Annotated in this window: 14 protein-coding genes and 7 tRNA genes; 15 read left to right on the forward strand and 6 right to left on the reverse strand. The window is 67.1% G+C overall.

Annotation, left to right across the window (positions count from 1 at the left end):
- The first annotated feature begins 102 nt into the window (after positions 1-102).
- Entirely contained in the window at positions 103-2,322 is a 2,220-nt protein-coding gene (rlmKL, locus tag QWY76_RS01565; RefSeq protein WP_290309358.1) for a bifunctional 23S rRNA (guanine(2069)-N(7))-methyltransferase RlmK/23S rRNA (guanine(2445)-N(2))-methyltransferase RlmL, read from the forward strand.
- A 320-nt stretch (positions 2,323-2,642) separates the two neighbouring features.
- A complete protein-coding gene (locus tag QWY76_RS01570) occupies positions 2,643-2,981 on the forward strand; it encodes a glutaredoxin family protein (protein WP_290309359.1) in 339 nt (112 codons plus the stop codon).
- 6 nt (positions 2,982-2,987) lie between these two features.
- Here the strand turns inward: QWY76_RS01570 and QWY76_RS01575 are convergent, their stop codons facing one another.
- Complete coding sequence (locus QWY76_RS01575) at positions 2,988-3,269, reverse strand: hypothetical protein (protein WP_290309360.1); 282 nt, start codon at positions 3,267-3,269, stop codon at positions 2,988-2,990.
- A gap of 114 nt (positions 3,270-3,383) precedes the next feature.
- On the opposite strand from QWY76_RS01575, the gene pdxB reads away from it, so the two are divergent.
- Positions 3,384-4,532: a 4-phosphoerythronate dehydrogenase PdxB gene (pdxB, locus tag QWY76_RS01580; RefSeq protein ID WP_290309361.1), complete on the forward strand. Its 1,149-nt coding sequence runs from the start codon at positions 3,384-3,386 to the stop codon at positions 4,530-4,532.
- A 76-nt stretch (positions 4,533-4,608) separates the two neighbouring features.
- Here pdxB and htpX read toward each other — a convergent pair whose 3' ends face one another.
- From htpX to msrB, 4 genes are all read right to left on the reverse strand, one after another.
- Positions 4,609-5,508, reverse strand: coding sequence for a protease HtpX (htpX, locus tag QWY76_RS01585; RefSeq protein ID WP_290309362.1), 900 nt, complete (start codon positions 5,506-5,508; stop codon positions 4,609-4,611).
- Between the two features lie 114 nt (positions 5,509-5,622).
- Positions 5,623-6,852, reverse strand: coding sequence for a pyridoxal phosphate-dependent aminotransferase (locus QWY76_RS01590; protein ID WP_290309363.1), 1,230 nt, complete (start codon positions 6,850-6,852; stop codon positions 5,623-5,625).
- Between the two features lie 63 nt (positions 6,853-6,915).
- Positions 6,916-7,869 carry a ribosome biogenesis GTPase YlqF gene (ylqF, locus tag QWY76_RS01595; protein WP_290309364.1) on the reverse strand — a complete coding sequence of 318 codons (954 nt, stop codon included), beginning with the start codon at positions 7,867-7,869 and terminating at the stop codon, positions 6,916-6,918.
- Positions 7,870-7,947: 78 nt separating this feature from the next.
- A complete protein-coding gene (gene msrB / locus QWY76_RS01600) occupies positions 7,948-8,349 on the reverse strand; it encodes a peptide-methionine (R)-S-oxide reductase MsrB (protein WP_290309365.1) in 402 nt (133 codons plus the stop codon).
- Positions 8,350-8,527: 178 nt separating this feature from the next.
- Here msrB and QWY76_RS01605 point away from each other — a divergent pair.
- The 6 genes from QWY76_RS01605 to QWY76_RS01630 all read left to right on the forward strand — a co-directional run bounded on the left by QWY76_RS01605 (position 8,528) and on the right by QWY76_RS01630 (position 9,260).
- Positions 8,528-8,603, forward strand: a tRNA-Glu gene (locus QWY76_RS01605).
- 24 nt (positions 8,604-8,627) lie between these two features.
- Positions 8,628-8,702: transfer RNA gene (locus QWY76_RS01610), tRNA-Gly, on the forward strand.
- Between the two features lie 93 nt (positions 8,703-8,795).
- Positions 8,796-8,871 (forward strand) — tRNA-Glu (locus tag QWY76_RS01615).
- A gap of 29 nt (positions 8,872-8,900) precedes the next feature.
- Positions 8,901-8,975, forward strand: a tRNA-Gly gene (locus QWY76_RS01620).
- 107 nt (positions 8,976-9,082) lie between these two features.
- Positions 9,083-9,158 (forward strand) — tRNA-Glu (locus QWY76_RS01625).
- 27 nt (positions 9,159-9,185) lie between these two features.
- Positions 9,186-9,260 (forward strand) — tRNA-Gly (locus tag QWY76_RS01630).
- 786 nt (positions 9,261-10,046) lie between these two features.
- On the opposite strand, the gene QWY76_RS01635 is transcribed toward QWY76_RS01630, so the two are convergent.
- Positions 10,047-10,604: a Yip1 family protein gene (locus QWY76_RS01635; RefSeq protein WP_290309366.1), complete on the reverse strand. Its 558-nt coding sequence runs from the start codon at positions 10,602-10,604 to the stop codon at positions 10,047-10,049.
- A 157-nt stretch (positions 10,605-10,761) separates the two neighbouring features.
- Between QWY76_RS01635 and QWY76_RS01640 the strand changes: the two genes are divergently transcribed.
- From QWY76_RS01640 to QWY76_RS01665, 6 genes are all read left to right on the forward strand, one after another.
- Positions 10,762-11,718 carry an ABC transporter ATP-binding protein gene (locus tag QWY76_RS01640; protein WP_290309367.1) on the forward strand — a complete coding sequence of 319 codons (957 nt, stop codon included), beginning with the start codon at positions 10,762-10,764 and terminating at the stop codon, positions 11,716-11,718.
- Positions 11,715-12,488: an ABC transporter permease gene (locus tag QWY76_RS01645; RefSeq protein ID WP_290309368.1), complete on the forward strand. Its 774-nt coding sequence runs from the start codon at positions 11,715-11,717 to the stop codon at positions 12,486-12,488. Before QWY76_RS01640 ends, QWY76_RS01645 begins: the two co-directional genes overlap by 4 nt.
- Positions 12,489-12,491: 3 nt before the next feature.
- On the forward strand, positions 12,492-13,328 hold the full coding sequence (queF, locus tag QWY76_RS01650) for an NADPH-dependent 7-cyano-7-deazaguanine reductase QueF (protein ID WP_290309369.1): 837 nt from the start codon (positions 12,492-12,494) through the stop codon (positions 13,326-13,328).
- 60 nt (positions 13,329-13,388) lie between these two features.
- Positions 13,389-13,949 (forward strand): nitroreductase family protein, encoded by a 561-nt coding sequence (locus tag QWY76_RS01655; protein WP_290309370.1) that lies wholly within the window; start codon positions 13,389-13,391, stop codon positions 13,947-13,949.
- 2 nt (positions 13,950-13,951) lie between these two features.
- The gene (locus tag QWY76_RS01660) at positions 13,952-14,455 is read left to right on the forward strand and encodes a YiiD C-terminal domain-containing protein (protein ID WP_290309371.1); all 504 of its coding nucleotides are present in this window, start codon (positions 13,952-13,954) and stop codon (positions 14,453-14,455) included.
- A 163-nt stretch (positions 14,456-14,618) separates the two neighbouring features.
- Positions 14,619-14,706 (forward strand) — tRNA-Ser (locus QWY76_RS01665).
- Positions 14,707-15,047: the final 341 nt, after the last annotated feature.

Below are 15,047 nucleotides of genomic sequence, written 5' to 3' on the forward strand. Positions count from 1 at the left end.
TAGCGCAACCGGGTTGCCGCTGTCGACAGCTGATTTGTAACAAGACGTACACCCGGTCGTCACGATAATGCGGCGGCCAGACGCCACGCCGATGGACATCCCATGAGCGATACACGAGATCCTGATTGCCACGCCTACCTGGCCACCTGTCCCAAGGGGCTCGAGCTGCTGCTGGCCGACGAGCTGGCCGCGCTGGGCGCCGAGCCCGGCAAGACCACCGTGGCCGGGGTGCATTTCCGCGCCGACCTGGCCGGTGCCTACCGTGCCTGCCTCTGGTCGCGCCTGGCCAACCGCGTGGTGCTGTGCCTGGCCCGGGAGGAGGGCGTCGAGACCCCCGAGCAGCTGCGCGCGGCTGCCGCCGCGGTGGACTGGCGGGCGCACCTGGCCCCCGGCGCGACCCTGGCGGTGGACTTCCACGGCCGCTCCGAGGCCATCCGCCATACCCGCTTCGGCGCCCAGACGGTCAAGGACGGGGTGGTGGATCGCCTGCACGCCGAGGGCCGGGCCCGACCCGACGTGGACACCCGGCAACCCGACCTGCGCCTCTATGCCCACCTGCACCGCGGGCGCCTGCTGCTGGGGGTGGACCTCTCCGGCGACAGCCTGCATCGCCGCGGTTACCGCCGTGACGTGGGCCATGCCCCCCTCAAGGAGAACCTGGCGGCGGCACTGCTGGTGCGCGCCGGCTGGCCGGCGCTGGCCCGTGAGGGGGCGCCGCTGGTAGACCCGCTGTGCGGGGCCGGGACCCTGCTGATCGAGGCGGCGATGATCGCCGCCGACATGGCACCCAACCTGCATCGCGAGCGCTTCGGCTTCCACGGCTGGGCCGGCCACGATGCGGCCCTGTGGCACGAACTCAAGCGCGAGGCCGAGGCCCGGGCGAGCATCGGCCGCAAGCGCTGCCGCTGCCGGCTCTACGGCTTCGACCAGAGCCCGCCGGCGCTGTCGGCGGCCAAGGCCAACGCCATGCGCGCCGGTATCCCGGCGCTGATCGAACTCCAGGGGGCCAGCCTGAGCGACCTGGCCCGGCCGGCGACGCTCGGCGACCAGGACCGGGGCCTGCTGATCACCAACCCGCCCTACGGCGAGCGGCTCGGCGAGCTGCCGGAGCTGGTCGGCCTCTATGCGGCGCTCGGCGAGCGGGCGCGCCTGGCCTTCCCCGGCTGGCGCCTGGCGCTCTTCACCGCCAACCCGGATCTCGGCCACCGCACGGGACTGCGCGCCTACAAGCACTATTCGCTGAAGAATGGGCCCCTGGATGCCCGGCTGTTGCTGATGGACGTGCCGGCAGGCGAGAGCGGCAAGGATCAGGAGACGCCAGTGGTGTCCGCCCCCGCGCCGCGCTCCGAGGGCGCGCAGATGTTCGCCAACCGCCTCGAGAAGAACCGCAAGCGGCTGAGGAAGTGGCTCAAGCGCTCCGGCGAGACCTGCTACCGGCTCTACGACGCCGACATGCCCGAGTATGCCCTGGCGATCGACGTCTATGGCGACAGGGTGCATGTCCAGGAATACGCCGCCCCCAAGTCCGTGGATGCCGGCCAGGCCCAGAAGCGCCTGTTCGATGCCCTGGCGGTGATCCCCGAGGTGCTGGAGGTCGACCCGTCGCGGGTGGTGATCAAGCGTCGCGAGCGCCAGAGCGGCCGGGCCCAGTACCAGAAGCAGGCGGCCAGTGGCGAGCGCTTCGAGGTCCGCGAGGGGCGGGCGCGGCTGTGGGTCAACCTGCGCGACTATCTCGATACCGGGCTCTTCCTGGACCATCGTCCGGTGCGTCGCCTGCTGGCCGAGCTGGCCCCGGGCAAGCGCTTTCTCAACCTGTTCTGCTACACCGCCACGGCCACCGTGCAGGCGGCCCTCGGCACCGAGCGGGACGGCGGCGCCAGTGACAGCGTCAGCGTCGATCTGTCCAACACCTACCTCGACTGGGCCCGGGACAACTTCGCCCTCAACCGCCTGGACCCGTCGCGGCATCGGGTGGTGCGCGACGATTGCCTGCACTGGCTGGAGACCGCGGGTAGCCAGTTCGACCTGATCTTCCTGGATCCGCCGACCTTCTCCAACTCCAAGAAGATGGCCGAGACCCTGGACGTGCAGCGCGACCATGGCCGGCTGGTGCGTCTGGCCATGGCGCGCCTGGCCCCGGGCGGGACCCTGGTGTTCTCCAACAACCAGCGGCGCTTCACGCTGGATGCCGACCTGGACGCGAGCTATGCCGTGGAGGATATCTCGGCGAAGACCTTCGATCCGGATTTCCAGAGACGTCCCGACCTGCACCACTGTTTCCTGATCCGTCACCGTCCGGCGGGCGAGGGGGAGAGCGCATGAGACCTTCGATCCGCTCTCGATCTGGCAACAGACGCCCGGACCTGCACCACTGTTTCCTGATCCGTCACCGTCCGGCGGGCGAGGGGGAGAGCGCATGAGACCTTCGATCCGCTCTCGATCTGGCAACCGCCGTCCCGACCTGCACCACTGTTTCCTGATCCGTCACCGTCCGGCGGGCGAGGGGGAGAGCGCATGAGACCTTCGATCCGCTCTCGATCTGGCAACCGCCGCCCGGACCTGCATCACTGTTTCCTGATCCGTCACCGTCCGGCGGGCGAGGGCGAGGGCGAGGGTGAGGGTGAGGGTGAGGGGGAAGGCGCATGATCCGCCTGACGCTCTACACCACCCTGGGCTGCCACCTCTGTGAGGCGCTGGAGGCCTGGCTGGGGCGACTGGCCAGCGAGGAAGTCACGCTGGAGCGGGTCGAGATCAGTGACGACGAGGCGCTGATGGCCCGCTACGGGGTACGGATCCCGGTGTTGAGGGACGCCGAGGGCGGCGAGCTGGAGCGTGGCTTCGAGCCGACGCGGCTGGCCGGTTGGCTGGCGGCTCGGGGTTGGCTGGACGCGGCGGCCTGGCGACAGGCCCAGCGGGAAGACGCGGACCGTCCGGCGGCCAGCGGGGCGGTGATGCGCGGTGGGCGGCGCTACCTGGGGTGATCGGGATCAGGCGTTGTCGAGCAGCGAAAGCTGGCTGACCGCGTCGAGGCCCTCGGGGCTGTGGTCATCGGCCTCGAGCACCTTGCGGAAACCCCGGGAGGCCTGGATGGTGGCCTCGTCGTCGAGCCACATCATCGCCTGGGCGTGGTCGTCGGCGAGCTGGTGCTTCAGGCCGCCGAACTGGGTGCCGATCTGCCCCCAGGCGCGGCTGAAGATCCAGTCGCCGAACATGTCCTGATGGACATGTACCAGCACGTAGTCATGGTCGGTTTCCCAGCGGACGATCACGGCGGCTCCCGGTGGCGGCGGCGCAGGGCAGCGCCGCTCGTGTAACATAGGCCGGTATTGTAAGCCCTCATGGCCGGTGAACAAGCCATGCGGGCCAAGCGGCAGGAGAGAATCATGCGAATCGTCGTCGACGCCAATGTACCGGCCGCCATGGAATGCTTCGCGCCCCTGGGCGAGGTCGAGCGCCTCCCGGGCCGCGAAATCGATGCCGACGCGGTACGCTCGGCCGATGCGCTGGTGGTCCGTTCCATCACCCGGGTCGACGAGGCCCTGGTGGCCGGGTCGCGGCTGCGCTTCGTGGGGACCTGCACGATCGGCACCGACCATGTCGACCCGGCGACCCTGGCCGAGCGGGGCATCGCCTTCGCCAGCGCCCCGGGCTGCAACGCCGAGGCGGTGGTGGACTACGTGCTGGCGAGTCTGGCCACCCTGGCCGAGCGCCAGGGCTTCCGGCTGTTCGAGCGACGCGTGGGCATCGTCGGGGTCGGCAATGTCGGCGGGCGGCTGCTGGAGCGCCTCCGGGCGCTGGGCATCGACTGCCTGGCCTGCGACCCGCCGCGGGCCGAGCGGGAGGGCCCCGAGGGCTTCGTCGACCTGGATGCCCTGATCGAGGCCTGCGACGTGGTCTGCCTGCACACCCCGCTGGTGCGCGAGGGGCCCCATGCCACCCATCACCTGCTCGATGCCCGGCGCATCGCCGAACTGGCACCGGGCTCCGTCGTGCTGAATGCCGGCCGCGGCGACTGTCTCGACGGCCAGGCCCTGCGGGGCCGGCTCTCCGCTCAGGGCGATATCAGCGCGGTGCTGGATGTCTGGGAAGGCGAGCCCGCCATCGACGCGGCGCTGCGGGACCTGGCGGCGATGGCCACGCCCCATGTCGCCGGCTACAGTCTCGATGGCAAGCTGCGTGGTACCCATCAGATCTACCAGGCGTTGGCCCATCGCCTGGGCCTGCCGACACGGCTGACCCTCGAGATGCTGGCCCCGCCGCCGCCCGTGGCGAGCCTCACCCTGGGGGGCGGCCACGAGGTCGAGGAAGCCTTGCGGCTGTGCATGCGCGCCGTCTATGACGTGCGCCGGGATCACGACAGCCTGATCCGCGAGAGTCGCCGCCAGGGGGCGGCCAAGGGCTTCGACGCCTGTCGGGCGAGCTACCCGCTGCGCCGGGAGTTCGCGACCCTGACGGTGGCGCTGCGCCCGGGCGCCGCGGCCCTGGCGGAGCCGCTGCGGGCCGCCGGCTTCCAGGTGACGCCGGCCTCCTGAGACGGTCGGCAGGTCCGAGCCAGGAATGCAGAAGGCCCGCCATCGGCGGGCCTTCTGCGCTGCGGTGAAGCGGCGGTCAATCGCGGTAGGCCGCCTCCTTGAGGGCGCGGATGCGCTCGTCCAGCGGAGGGTGGCTGGCGAAGAGCTTCTCCATCAACTTGCGGGTCTGGCCGGTGGTGATGGCGAAGGCCGTCAGGGTGTCCGGCATCTGGTCGGGCATCTGGGTCTCGGCCTTGAGCCGCGCCAGGGCATTGATCATGGCGCCGCTGCCGGCCAGCCGGGCGCCGGCGGCGTCGGCACGGTATTCGCGGAAGCGCGAGAACCAGGCGACGATGGCCGAGGCGATCAGGCCGAAGACGATCTCGGCGACGATCACCACCGCGAAGTAGCCGAAGAAGCCCAGGCCCTCGCCATCGTCCCGGCGCAGGAAGCTGTCCACCAGTTGGGCCACCACCCGGGCGAAGAACATCACGAAGGTGTTGAGCACCCCCTGGATCAGCGCCAGGGTGACCATGTCGCCGTTGGCCACATGGCCGATCTCGTGAGCCAGCACCGCACGGATCTCCTCCGGGCGCATGCGGTTGAGCAGGCCGGCGGAAACTGCCACCAGGGCGTCGTCCTTGTTCCAGCCGGTGGCAAAGGCGTTGGATTGCTGGGCGGGGAAGATGCCCACCTCGGGGGTCTTGATGCCGGCCTCCCGGGCCAGCTCGGCCACCGTGTCGACCAGCCACTTCTCGCTGCTGTTGGACGGCTGCTCGATGATCACCGTGCCGGTGGTGCGCTTGGCCATCCACTTGGAGATGAACAGCGACACCATCGAGCCGGCCATGCCGAAGATGAAACAGAAGATCAACAGGGCATTGAAGTTGATGCCCTGGGCGGTGAGGTAGGGCTCCACGCCGAGCAGGCGCAGGGTGATGCTGGCCACCAGGATCACCGCCAGGTTGGTGCCCAGGAAGAGCAGGATTCTCATCATTGCCGGAGGTCTCCCGTCGGAGTTGTCGCGCAGTGGCCGCACCCGCGGGGTGCGGCGTGAAGAAGCAGATGCTTAGATACGGCCTTTTGCGCCGAGTTTCAAGCGTGACGTCAACTATTGGCGATAGCGTGACAGGAAGCGGGCGAAGCGATCCAGGGCATCGTCGAGCTGGTCGGCCCAGGGCAGGGTGACGATACGCACATGGTCCGGGTCGGGCCAGTTGAAGGCGGTGCCCTGGACCAGCAGGATCTTCTCCTGGAGCAGCAGGTCCAGCACCAGCTGCTGGTCGTCCTGGATGTTGAACACCTTGGGGTCGAGCCGCGGGAAGGCGTAGAGCGCCCCCTTGGCCTTGGTGCAGGACACGCCGGGGATGGCGTTGAGCTTGTCGTAGGTGATGTCGCGCTGGGCCAGCAGCCGGCCGCCGGGCAGGATCAGGTCGTTGATCGACTGGTAGCCGCCCAGGGCCGTCTGGATGGCGTGCTGGGCCGGCACGTTGGCGCACAGGCGCATCGAGGCCAGCATGTTGATGCCCTGCAGGAAGTCCTGGGCCCGCTTCTTGGCGATAGTGCCCGAGAAGGTCATCCAGCCACTGCGGAAACCGGCGCAGCGATAGCTCTTGGACAGCCCGTTCATGGTCACCACCAACTGGTCCTCGGAGGCCAGCGCGCCGGTGGCCACATGCTCGGTGCCATCGTAGAGGATCTTGTCGTAGATCTCGTCGGAGAACACCACCAGGTCGTGCTCGCGGGCGATGTCGAGCAGCTCGCGGACCACCGCCGGCGGATAGACGGCGCCGGTGGGGTTGTTGGGGTTGATGATGACGATGGCGCGGGTGTGGCCGGTGACCTTCTCGCGGATATCTGCCAGGTCCGGGGCCCAGTCGGCCTGCTCGTCGCACAGGTAGTGCACGGCCCGCCCGCCGGAGAGGTTCGCCGCGGCGGTCCACAGCGGGTAGTCCGGCGCCGGGATCAGCACCTCGTCGCCGTCGTTGAGCAGCGCCTGCATGGCCATCACGATCAGCTCGGAAACGCCGTTGCCGATGAACACGTCCTCGATGCCCACCCCGGGAATGCCTTTGCGCTGGCTTTCCTGCATGATCGCCTTGCGCGCCGAGTAAAGCCCCTTGGAGTCGCAGTAGCCCTGGGCGGTGTGCAGGTTGCGCATCACGTCCTGGAGGATCTCCTCCGGTGCCTCGAAACCGAACGGCGCGGGGTTGCCGATGTTCAGCTTGAGGATGCGCTGGCCTTCCTCTTCCAGGCGCTTGGCGTGGTCGAGCACTGGTCCGCGGATGTCGTAGCAGACGTTGTCGAGCTTGTGCGATTTCCTGAGGGGAGCTGTATCCATGTGTCGGGTCCAGTGGTGTCCAGGTGCCGCTCCGGCGGCGGGTATGAGTGTATCGGGGTGGGGCTACCGGTCGACGGCGGTATCGGCGCCGTCCTTGGTGGCGTCCTCGGTCGGGATGTCGGCCGGGGTCTCGAGGGTAAGCCGGCCGAGCTTGCCGTCGCGCAACTCGTGGAGCAGTACCTCGGCGCCGCGATGCAGGTCCATCTCGCCGCCGGCGCGCAGGCCGCCGCGCTTGGCGGCGATGGTGGCCAGGATGGCGTGGCCGTCGAAGCCAGCCAGCGCCAGCAGGTCGGGTCGGGCGTCGCCGTCGGCGTCGACACGATCGGCCTCGGGATTCGGCCGGTAGGCCGGCAGTTCCTTGAGCTTGTAGCGCCCGCTCAGGGCGTCGGGGTAGCGCCGGGCCAGCTCGGCGGCGGCCACCACGGCCACCTCCACGTAGTCGATGGCGGTGTCGCGGATGGCGCCGCTGGCGGCCAGGCGGTAGGCACTGGCCTGGTCCTCGATCTTCGGCCACAGCACCCCGGGGGTGTCGATCAGCGCCACCTGGCCGGCGATGCGTACCTTCTGCTGGCGCTTGGTGACGGCCGGCTCGTTGCCGGTCTTGGCGATGGTGCGCCCGGCCAGGCCATTGATCAGCGTGGACTTGCCTACGTTGGGAATGCCCATGACCATCACTCGCACATCCCGGTCGGCGCGTACCTGGCCGGCCAGTTCGTGGCACAGTTTGGGAATGCGCTTGAGGTCCCGGGCGTTGGTGGTGGTCACCGCCAGGGCACGGGTGGCGGATTGGGCATCGAAATGGGCGGTCCATTCCCGGGTGCGCTCGGGATCGGCCAGGTCGGCTCGGGAGAGGATCTTGAGCACCGGCTTGTGGCGCGTGAGGCTCGCCAGCATGGGGTTGGCGCTGGAGTAGGGCAGGCGGGCATCGAGCACCTCGATCACCACGTCGATCTCCGGTAGCGCCTCGAGGATCTGCCGGCGCGCCTTGTTCATGTGTCCCGGGTACCAGCCGAGCATCGTGCCTCTCCTGCTTGCCATGTGAAACGGCCGACCATCATAGCAGATGGCCGGCCGTCTCAGGGCAGGGCGTGGCGCCTACTCGCCGGCGTGGAAGTCGATGGCCACCGAATTGATGCAGTAGCGCTGGCCGGTGGTCTCCTGTGGCCCGTCGGGGAAGACGTGGCCGAGGTGGGCATTGCAACGGGCGCAGATGACCTCGGTACGCTGCATGCCATGGCTGCCGTCGGGCTGTTGCTCGACGCAGCCCGAGGAGAGGGGGCGGTCGAAGCTCGGCCAGCCGCAGCCGGCATCGAACTTGTGCTCGTTCTCGAACAGTGGTGCATGACAACACACGCAGTGATAGATGCCGTGTTCCTCGGTGACCCGGTAGTCACCGGAGAAGGGCTTCTCGGTGCCTTTCTCCCGGGTCACGTGATACTGCTCGGGGGTGAGTTGCTCACGCCACTCGGCATCGCTCTTCTCGATCTTCCTTCGCATGGCCTGTCTCCTCGTCACGGTGGAGCCTGCCCCCCTATTGTGACATCCAGGGTGGGCATTTTTTCCACCCCCGTTTGCCAACGCTGCGCGGCCGGTGTGCTGCTCTGGAAGGGGCAGGCTTGACACTTTCAGGGGCGATGCGTAATATGCGCGCCATCTCGACGAGGCGAGCCATTGCGTCCCATTCGTCTAGTGGTCCAGGACACCGCCCTTTCACGGCGGGAACAGGGGTTCGAACCCCCTATGGGACGCCACTCGACTCATCAAGATACCGGAGTGCGGGAATAGCTCAGTGGTAGAGCATCGCCTTGCCAAGGCGAGGGTCGCGAGTTCGAATCTCGTTTCCCGCTCCAATCTTCCTTCGGGAAGTTGGGTTCGGAGGTCAGGTGCGCGAGGGTCGCGAGCCGGTACGCCGGTCCGATCGAATCACGTCACCCGTCCAATGCGTCCCATTCGTCTAGTGGTCCAGGACACCGCCCTTTCACGGCGGGAACAGGGGTTCGAACCCCCTATGGGACGCCACCTTCCGGTGGTTGGACAATGCGAGACCTGCGGGAATAGCTCAGTGGTAGAGCATCGCCTTGCCAAGGCGAGGGTCGCGAGTTCGAATCTCGTTTCCCGCTCCAGTCGCCCTTCGGGTCGATTGGGTCAAGAGTTGGCGAGCGAGGGTCGCGAGCTAGTACACCAGTCCGCTGGAGTGCCAGCCCAGTCGAATCACGTTGCCGCTCCATGCGTCCCATTCGTCTAGTGGCCTAGGACACCGCCCTTTCACGGCGGGAACAGGGGTTCGAACCCCCTATGGGACGCCACTTCGCACTGTCGACATCACCTCCCGAGCGGGAATAGCTCAGTGGTAGAGCATCGCCTTGCCAAGGCGAGGGTCGCGAGTTCGAATCTCGTTTCCCGCTCCATTCTCTTATGTAGCAATGATTGACAAGCCAAGGCTCGGGTCACGATCCGGTGTGCCGGCGCAGTCGATCTCGTTTCCCGCTCCATTCTCTTATGTAGCAATGATTGACAAGCCAAGGCTCGGGTCACGATCCGGTGTGCCGGCGCAGTCGATCTCGTTTCCCGCTCCATTCGAAAGTTCTCATCCTCATCGGTCAGGCCAAGGCTTGTGTCACGAGCTGGTCCGCCAGCCCGGTCGATCTCGTTTCCCGCTCCATTCGTTTTTTATCGTTTTCGTAATGAGCCAAGACTCGGGTCTCGAGCCGGAGCGCCGGCGCGGCGGAAGGCCGCCCCGTCGATCTATTTCCCGCTCCATTCGAAGGTTCTCATCCTCATCGGTCAGGCCAAGGCTTGTGTCACGAGCTGGTGCGCCAGCCCGGTCGATCTCGTTTCCCGCTCCATTCTCTTATGTAGCAATGATTGACAAGCCAAGGCTCGGGTCACGATCCGGTGTGCCGGCGCGGCGGAAGGCCGCCCCGTCGATCTATTTCCCGCCCCATTCGTATTGTTCATTGTATTCGTAATGAGCCAAGGCTCGAGTCACGAGCCGGAACGCCAGCCCGGTCGATCTCGTTTCCCGCTCCATTTCCTTTCTCCAGTTTCTTGATTAGCCAAGCCTCGGGATACAAGCCGGACTGCCACCCCGTCGATCTCGTGTCTCACGCAAGCCACCATCACAGCGTCTCTCGAGACTCCTCTCGTTGCCATGCTTCAAGGGGCCTGGGCGTCTTCCGAGTTGCGGTGAGGGGTCAGAAGGCCCAGACCAGGGCGATCAACAGGCCCCAGGCCAGCACGCTGGCGGCCATGATGGTGTAGGTGGCCGACATTGCCTCCACGTCCTCGCGAATCCGGCACAGTCCCTGCAGGCCGTGGTAGACGATGCCGCAGGAGATCCCCAGCGCACCCAGGGCGATCACCACGTTGACCGCCAGGCTCGGCACCAACAGGCCGAGGGGGGAGAGCCACAGAGGCACCGGGGCCAGGGCGGCCAGCAGGTAGGCGTCCCGAAAGGCGATGCGCCGCGTGCCGGCATTGGCGATCTCGTGGATCAGCCAGCCCATCACCGCGAAGGTCAGCAGCTCGGCGAGAAAGAAGATGGTGGTGATGAAGCGCCACTGCTTGTCGCCGAAGCCGGTGAGGAACTCATCGCCATAGTGGGTGCCGGCATAGTAGAGCATCAGTGGCGGCACCAGTGACAATGGCAGCACCAGCCACAGGATCAGGACGGTGATCGAGGGACGGTGCTCGCGCAGCGATGCCCAGCTTGGCGTGGAGAAGGGCAGGCAGAGCAGGGTGGTCAAGGTCATGGGGCGCTCCCGTCCGCGGTCGGTCCTACAGGTAGATATCGACCAGTCGCCTGGCCCTGTCAAAGCGTACGCGCGGGCCGATAACTTGAACCGATGACGATAAGCCCCCATGTTGTGGGGCTTCGACGACATTCACCCAGCTTCCACAGGATCGCTCATGGCCGAACCGGCGCTGTCCATCCGTGGCCTGACCAAGGTCTATGGCAATGGCTTCCATGCCCTCAAGGGGATCGATCTCGACGTCGCCCGGGGCGACTTCTACGCCCTGCTGGGGCCCAACGGGGCGGGCAAGTCGACCACCCTGGGCGTGGTCTGCTCCCTGGTGCAGAAGACCGCCGGCAAGGTCTCGATCTTCGGCATCGATGTCGACACCGACTTCGCCCGCGCCAAGTACCACCTCGGCGTGGTGCCCCAGGAGTTCAACTTCAACCAGTTCGAGAAGGTCATCGACATCATCATGGCCCAGGCCGGTTACTACGGCATGTCGCGTCGCGAGGCACTGCCGCGGGCCGAGCAGCTGCTCCGCGACCTGGGCCTGTGGGACAAGCGCAATGGCAGCGCGCGGATGCTCTCCGGCGGCATGAAGCGCCGGCTGATGATCGCCCGGGCGCTGATCCACCGCCCGAAACTGCTGATCCTCGACGAGCCCACCGCCGGGGTCGACATCGAACTCAGGCGCAGCATGTGGGAGTACATGCGTCGCATCAACCGTGAGGAAGGCACCACCATCATCCTCACCACCCACTACCTCGAGGAAGCCGAGAGCCTGTGCCGTCACGTCGGCATCATCAATCACGGCAAGATCATCCGTGACACCAGCGTCCGGGAGTTGCTCGCCGAGCTGGATACCGAGACCTTCCTGCTCGACCTGGCCCATCCGGTCGAGGCGCCTCCCGAGGTGGCGGGCTTCGAGGTCCGGCAGGTCGACGATGCCCAGCTGGCGGTGGTGATCCACCGCGGCCAGCGCCTCAACGACGTCTTCGAGAGCCTGAGTGAGCAGGGCATCGAGGTGATGTCGATGCGCAACCGCGCCAACCGCCTCGAGGAGATGTTTGTCTCCATGGTCGAAGGCGGCCAGGGCGCCCTGGACCAGGACCAGGAGGTTCGCGCATGAATCCCATGCAGATCGCCATCGCGCTCTGGACCCTGGTGGTCAAGGAGATCAAGCGCTTCACGCGGATCTGGCCACAGACCCTGCTGCCGCCGTCGATCACCATGACCATGTACTTCATCATCTTCGGCAACCTGATCGGCTCGCGCATCGGCGAGATGGACGGCTACAGCTACATGGATTTCATCGTCCCCGGGCTGATCATGATGTCGGTGATCACCAACAGCTACTCCAACGTGGCCTCGAGCTTCTTCTCCAACAAGTTCCAGCGCAGCGTGGAGGAGATGATGGTCTCGCCGATGCCCAACTGGGTGATCCTCTCCGGCTTCGTGCTCGGCGGCATGGCCCGCGGGCTTGGGGTGGGAGTGATCGTCACCGTCGTGTCGCTGTTCTTCACAAGCCTGGAGGTGGCCCATCCACTGCTCACCCTGGGGGTGGTGGTGCTGACCGCGGCGCTGTTCGCCATCGGCGGCTTCATCAACGCCCTGCTCGGCAAGAAGTTTGACGACATCTCCATCGTGCCGACCTTCGTGCTGACGCCGCTGACCTACCTGGGCGGGGTGTTCTACTCGATCTCGCTGCTGCCGGCCTTCTGGCAGGGGGCCTCGATGCTCAACCCCATCCTCTACATGGTCAACGTCTTCCGCTACGGCTTCCTGGGCGTCTCCGACATCCCGGTGGGCTGGGCGCTGGCCGCCATCCTGGCCTTCATCGTGGTACTCTTTGGCATCGCCCTGTGGATGCTCGAGAACGGCAAGGGCATCAGGAGCTAACGCATGTCGCACCACCGTCCCGAGACCCTCGCCCATGCCCCCCTGGGGCGCGAGTCCGCCTATCCCGAGCACTACGAGGCGGGGCTGCTGTATCCCATCGAGCGGGCCGCCAATCGGGCGCCGCTGGGCATCGAGGCAGGCGCCTTGCCCTTCGTCGGCGAGGATGAATGGCACGCCTTCGAGGTTTCCTGGCTCAATGCCCGCGGCAAGCCCATCGTCGCCGTGGCCCGCTTCCGGCTGCCGGCGGACTCGCCGCGACTCATCGAGTCCAAGTCCTGGAAGCTCTACCTCAACGGCTTCAACCAGACGAGCTTCGCCTCGCGGGAGGAGGTGGTGGCGACCCTGGAAAGGGATCTCGCCGAGGCGGCCGGCGCCGCCGTGAGCGTGGAACTGTTCGGCGTGGACGACGAGGCGCTCATGCCGCGCCGGCTACCCGGCGAGTGTATCGATGACCGTGACATCGCGGTCGACGACTATACCCCCAGCGCCGAGCACCTCAGGGTGGGGGGGCAGGTCGTCGAGGAGACCCTGCACTCGCACCTGCTCAAGTCCAACTGCCCGGTGACCGGCCAGCCCGACTGGGGCAGCGTGCTGATCCGCTACCGGGGGCCTCGCCTGGACCGAGACGGCCTGCTGCGTTACCTGATCGGCTATCGCCAGCACCAGGACTTCCACGAGCACTGCGTCGAGCATATCTTCATGGACCTGATGGCCCGGGCCCGTCCCGAACGGCTGCTGGTGCTGGCGCGCTACGTCCGCCGGGGCGGACTCGACATCAGCCCCTGGCGGGGCACGCCGGGCGAACGGCCGCCATTGCCGCTGCGCCTGGCACGACAGTGACCGCGTCGCTTGGTAGAGTGACGAGAACTCTTCTCGTTTGAACCTCGCAAGGAGACCACAATGGATGCGATGACGCTGCTGCATGAGCGCAGCTCCATGGGCAAGCTGATGGGCCCGCCGCCGACGTCCGAGCAGCGGGAGGCGATGTACCGCGCCGCCCTGCGGGCCCCGGATCACAAGGAGCTGCGGCCGTGGCGCTTCATCGAGTTCTCAGGCGAGGGACTCGACCGCCTCGGCGAGCTGTTCGCCGAGGCCGAGTTCCGCGAGGATCCGCATGCCGAGGACGCCGTGCTCGACGCGGCGCGCAAGAAGCCCAAGCGGGCGCCGATGATCATTGCCGTGATCGCCAGGGTAACGCCGGACGAGCCCAAGGTGCCCCGGGTGGAGCAGGTGATCTCCGCCGGCTGCGCCGCCCACGGCATCCTGCTCGCCGCCCATGCCCAGGGCCTCGGCGCCATGTGGCGCACCGGCAAGTACGCCTTCGACCCCACCGTGCGCAAGGGGCTCGGTCTCGGCGAGGAGGACGAGCTGGTGGCCTTCCTCTACCTGGGGCAACTGGGGGGACGCCACCGGCCGCTGCCCGAGCACGCTATCGACGACTTCGTGGAACGCTGGGACTGAGCATGCGCGAGATCGGTATTCCCCACCCGCGGCTGCCGCTGCCGCCGGTGGGCGAGGGAGACGATCCGGCGACCTTCCTCGCCTGGCTCGGCGAGGCCATCCCCATGGTCGCGCGACTGGGTATCCGCGAGATGCGCCGCGACGGCGACACGCTCGAATGGCGACTCGCGCTGGCGCCGAGTCTCAACGACAAGGGCACCGGTTTCGGCGGGGCACTCGCCGCCCAGACCACCCTGCTGGGCTGGTGCTGGACCACGCTCTGGTTGCGCCGACACGGCTACGACCGGGACGTGGTGGTGGCCGACGCCGGCCAGCGCTTCCTGGCGCCGGTGACCGGCGACTACCGCATGGTCTGCATGCCGGAGGCCGAGGCGGGCACCGAGCGGCTTGCCGAGCGCCTGGAACGTCGCGGCAAGGGACGCATCGCCCTGGTGCAGCAACTGTGGTGCGGCGACACCCTCTGCCTCGAGGCCCGCGGCGACTACGCGGTGCTGCCGGCCGGGTGAGGGCGCTTCCCGCGGCCATGCCGTCACCGGGCGGCATGGCGAAAAAGCCGAAAACCGGCTTGCATTCGCGGACTTAAGTCGTTAGCATATGCGCCGTCCTTGAGAGAAAGGGCGACGTTCTCGAGCGAAAGGCCAGGCGCCAAAGCCTCGGGGATGACAATGCGGAGGGGTGTCCGAGTGGTCGAAGGAGCACGCCTGGAAAGTGTGTAAGTCGAAAGGCTTCGAGGGTTCGAATCCCTCCCCCTCCGCCACAGAATATTGAAAAAGCCGCTGATCTCAGCGGCTTTTTTTATGGCTATTCGAATCGGGGTCTCCGGATGTTTTCACGATGGGGCCTTTGCTGTCCTGGAGCAGCGCTTCTCTACCGCTGGTTCTCCTGCCGGCGGGCTTAGATGTCCGATTGATCCTGCCTAGGGCCCCGAGAAGCCCGGTGTTAACGGGCTCACGCAATGGCCGTGTCCTCGGCACTGGTGCTCGACTGGCCATAGACGGGGTGGCGGTCGCACAGCTTGGCGACCTTGCCGCGCACCTCGGACTCGACCTCGGTAGTGTCGGTCTCGGCGGCCAGGGTGTCGAGGATGTCGCAGATCCA

This window comes from Halomonas maura, assembly GCF_030409305.1.
In the GTDB taxonomy this organism is placed as follows: Bacteria; Pseudomonadota; Gammaproteobacteria; order Pseudomonadales; family Halomonadaceae; genus Halomonas; species Halomonas maura.

Bases quoted from the DNA above. Each gene is read 5' to 3' on its own strand.
- QWY76_RS01655 (WP_290309370.1), top strand. From the start codon at position 13,389: ATGGATGCGATGACGCTGCTGCATGAGCGCAGCTCCATGGGCAAGCTG.
- queF (WP_290309369.1), top strand. From the start codon at position 12,492: ATGTCGCACCACCGTCCCGAGACCCTCGCCCATGCCCCCCTGGGGCGC.
- QWY76_RS01570 (WP_290309359.1), top strand. From the start codon at position 2,643: ATGATCCGCCTGACGCTCTACACCACCCTGGGCTGCCACCTCTGTGAG.
- pdxB (WP_290309361.1), top strand. From the start codon at position 3,384: ATGCGAATCGTCGTCGACGCCAATGTACCGGCCGCCATGGAATGCTTC.
- QWY76_RS01645 (WP_290309368.1), top strand. From the start codon at position 11,715: ATGAATCCCATGCAGATCGCCATCGCGCTCTGGACCCTGGTGGTCAAG.
- QWY76_RS01635 (WP_290309366.1), bottom strand. From the start codon at position 10,604: ATGACCTTGACCACCCTGCTCTGCCTGCCCTTCTCCACGCCAAGCTGG.
- QWY76_RS01660 (WP_290309371.1), top strand. From the start codon at position 13,952: ATGCGCGAGATCGGTATTCCCCACCCGCGGCTGCCGCTGCCGCCGGTG.
- ylqF (WP_290309364.1), bottom strand. From the start codon at position 7,869: ATGCTCGGCTGGTACCCGGGACACATGAACAAGGCGCGCCGGCAGATC.
- htpX (WP_290309362.1), bottom strand. From the start codon at position 5,508: ATGATGAGAATCCTGCTCTTCCTGGGCACCAACCTGGCGGTGATCCTG.
- rlmKL (WP_290309358.1), top strand. From the start codon at position 103: ATGAGCGATACACGAGATCCTGATTGCCACGCCTACCTGGCCACCTGT.
- msrB (WP_290309365.1), bottom strand. From the start codon at position 8,349: ATGCGAAGGAAGATCGAGAAGAGCGATGCCGAGTGGCGTGAGCAACTC.
- QWY76_RS01640 (WP_290309367.1), top strand. From the start codon at position 10,762: ATGGCCGAACCGGCGCTGTCCATCCGTGGCCTGACCAAGGTCTATGGC.
- QWY76_RS01590 (WP_290309363.1), bottom strand. From the start codon at position 6,852: ATGGATACAGCTCCCCTCAGGAAATCGCACAAGCTCGACAACGTCTGC.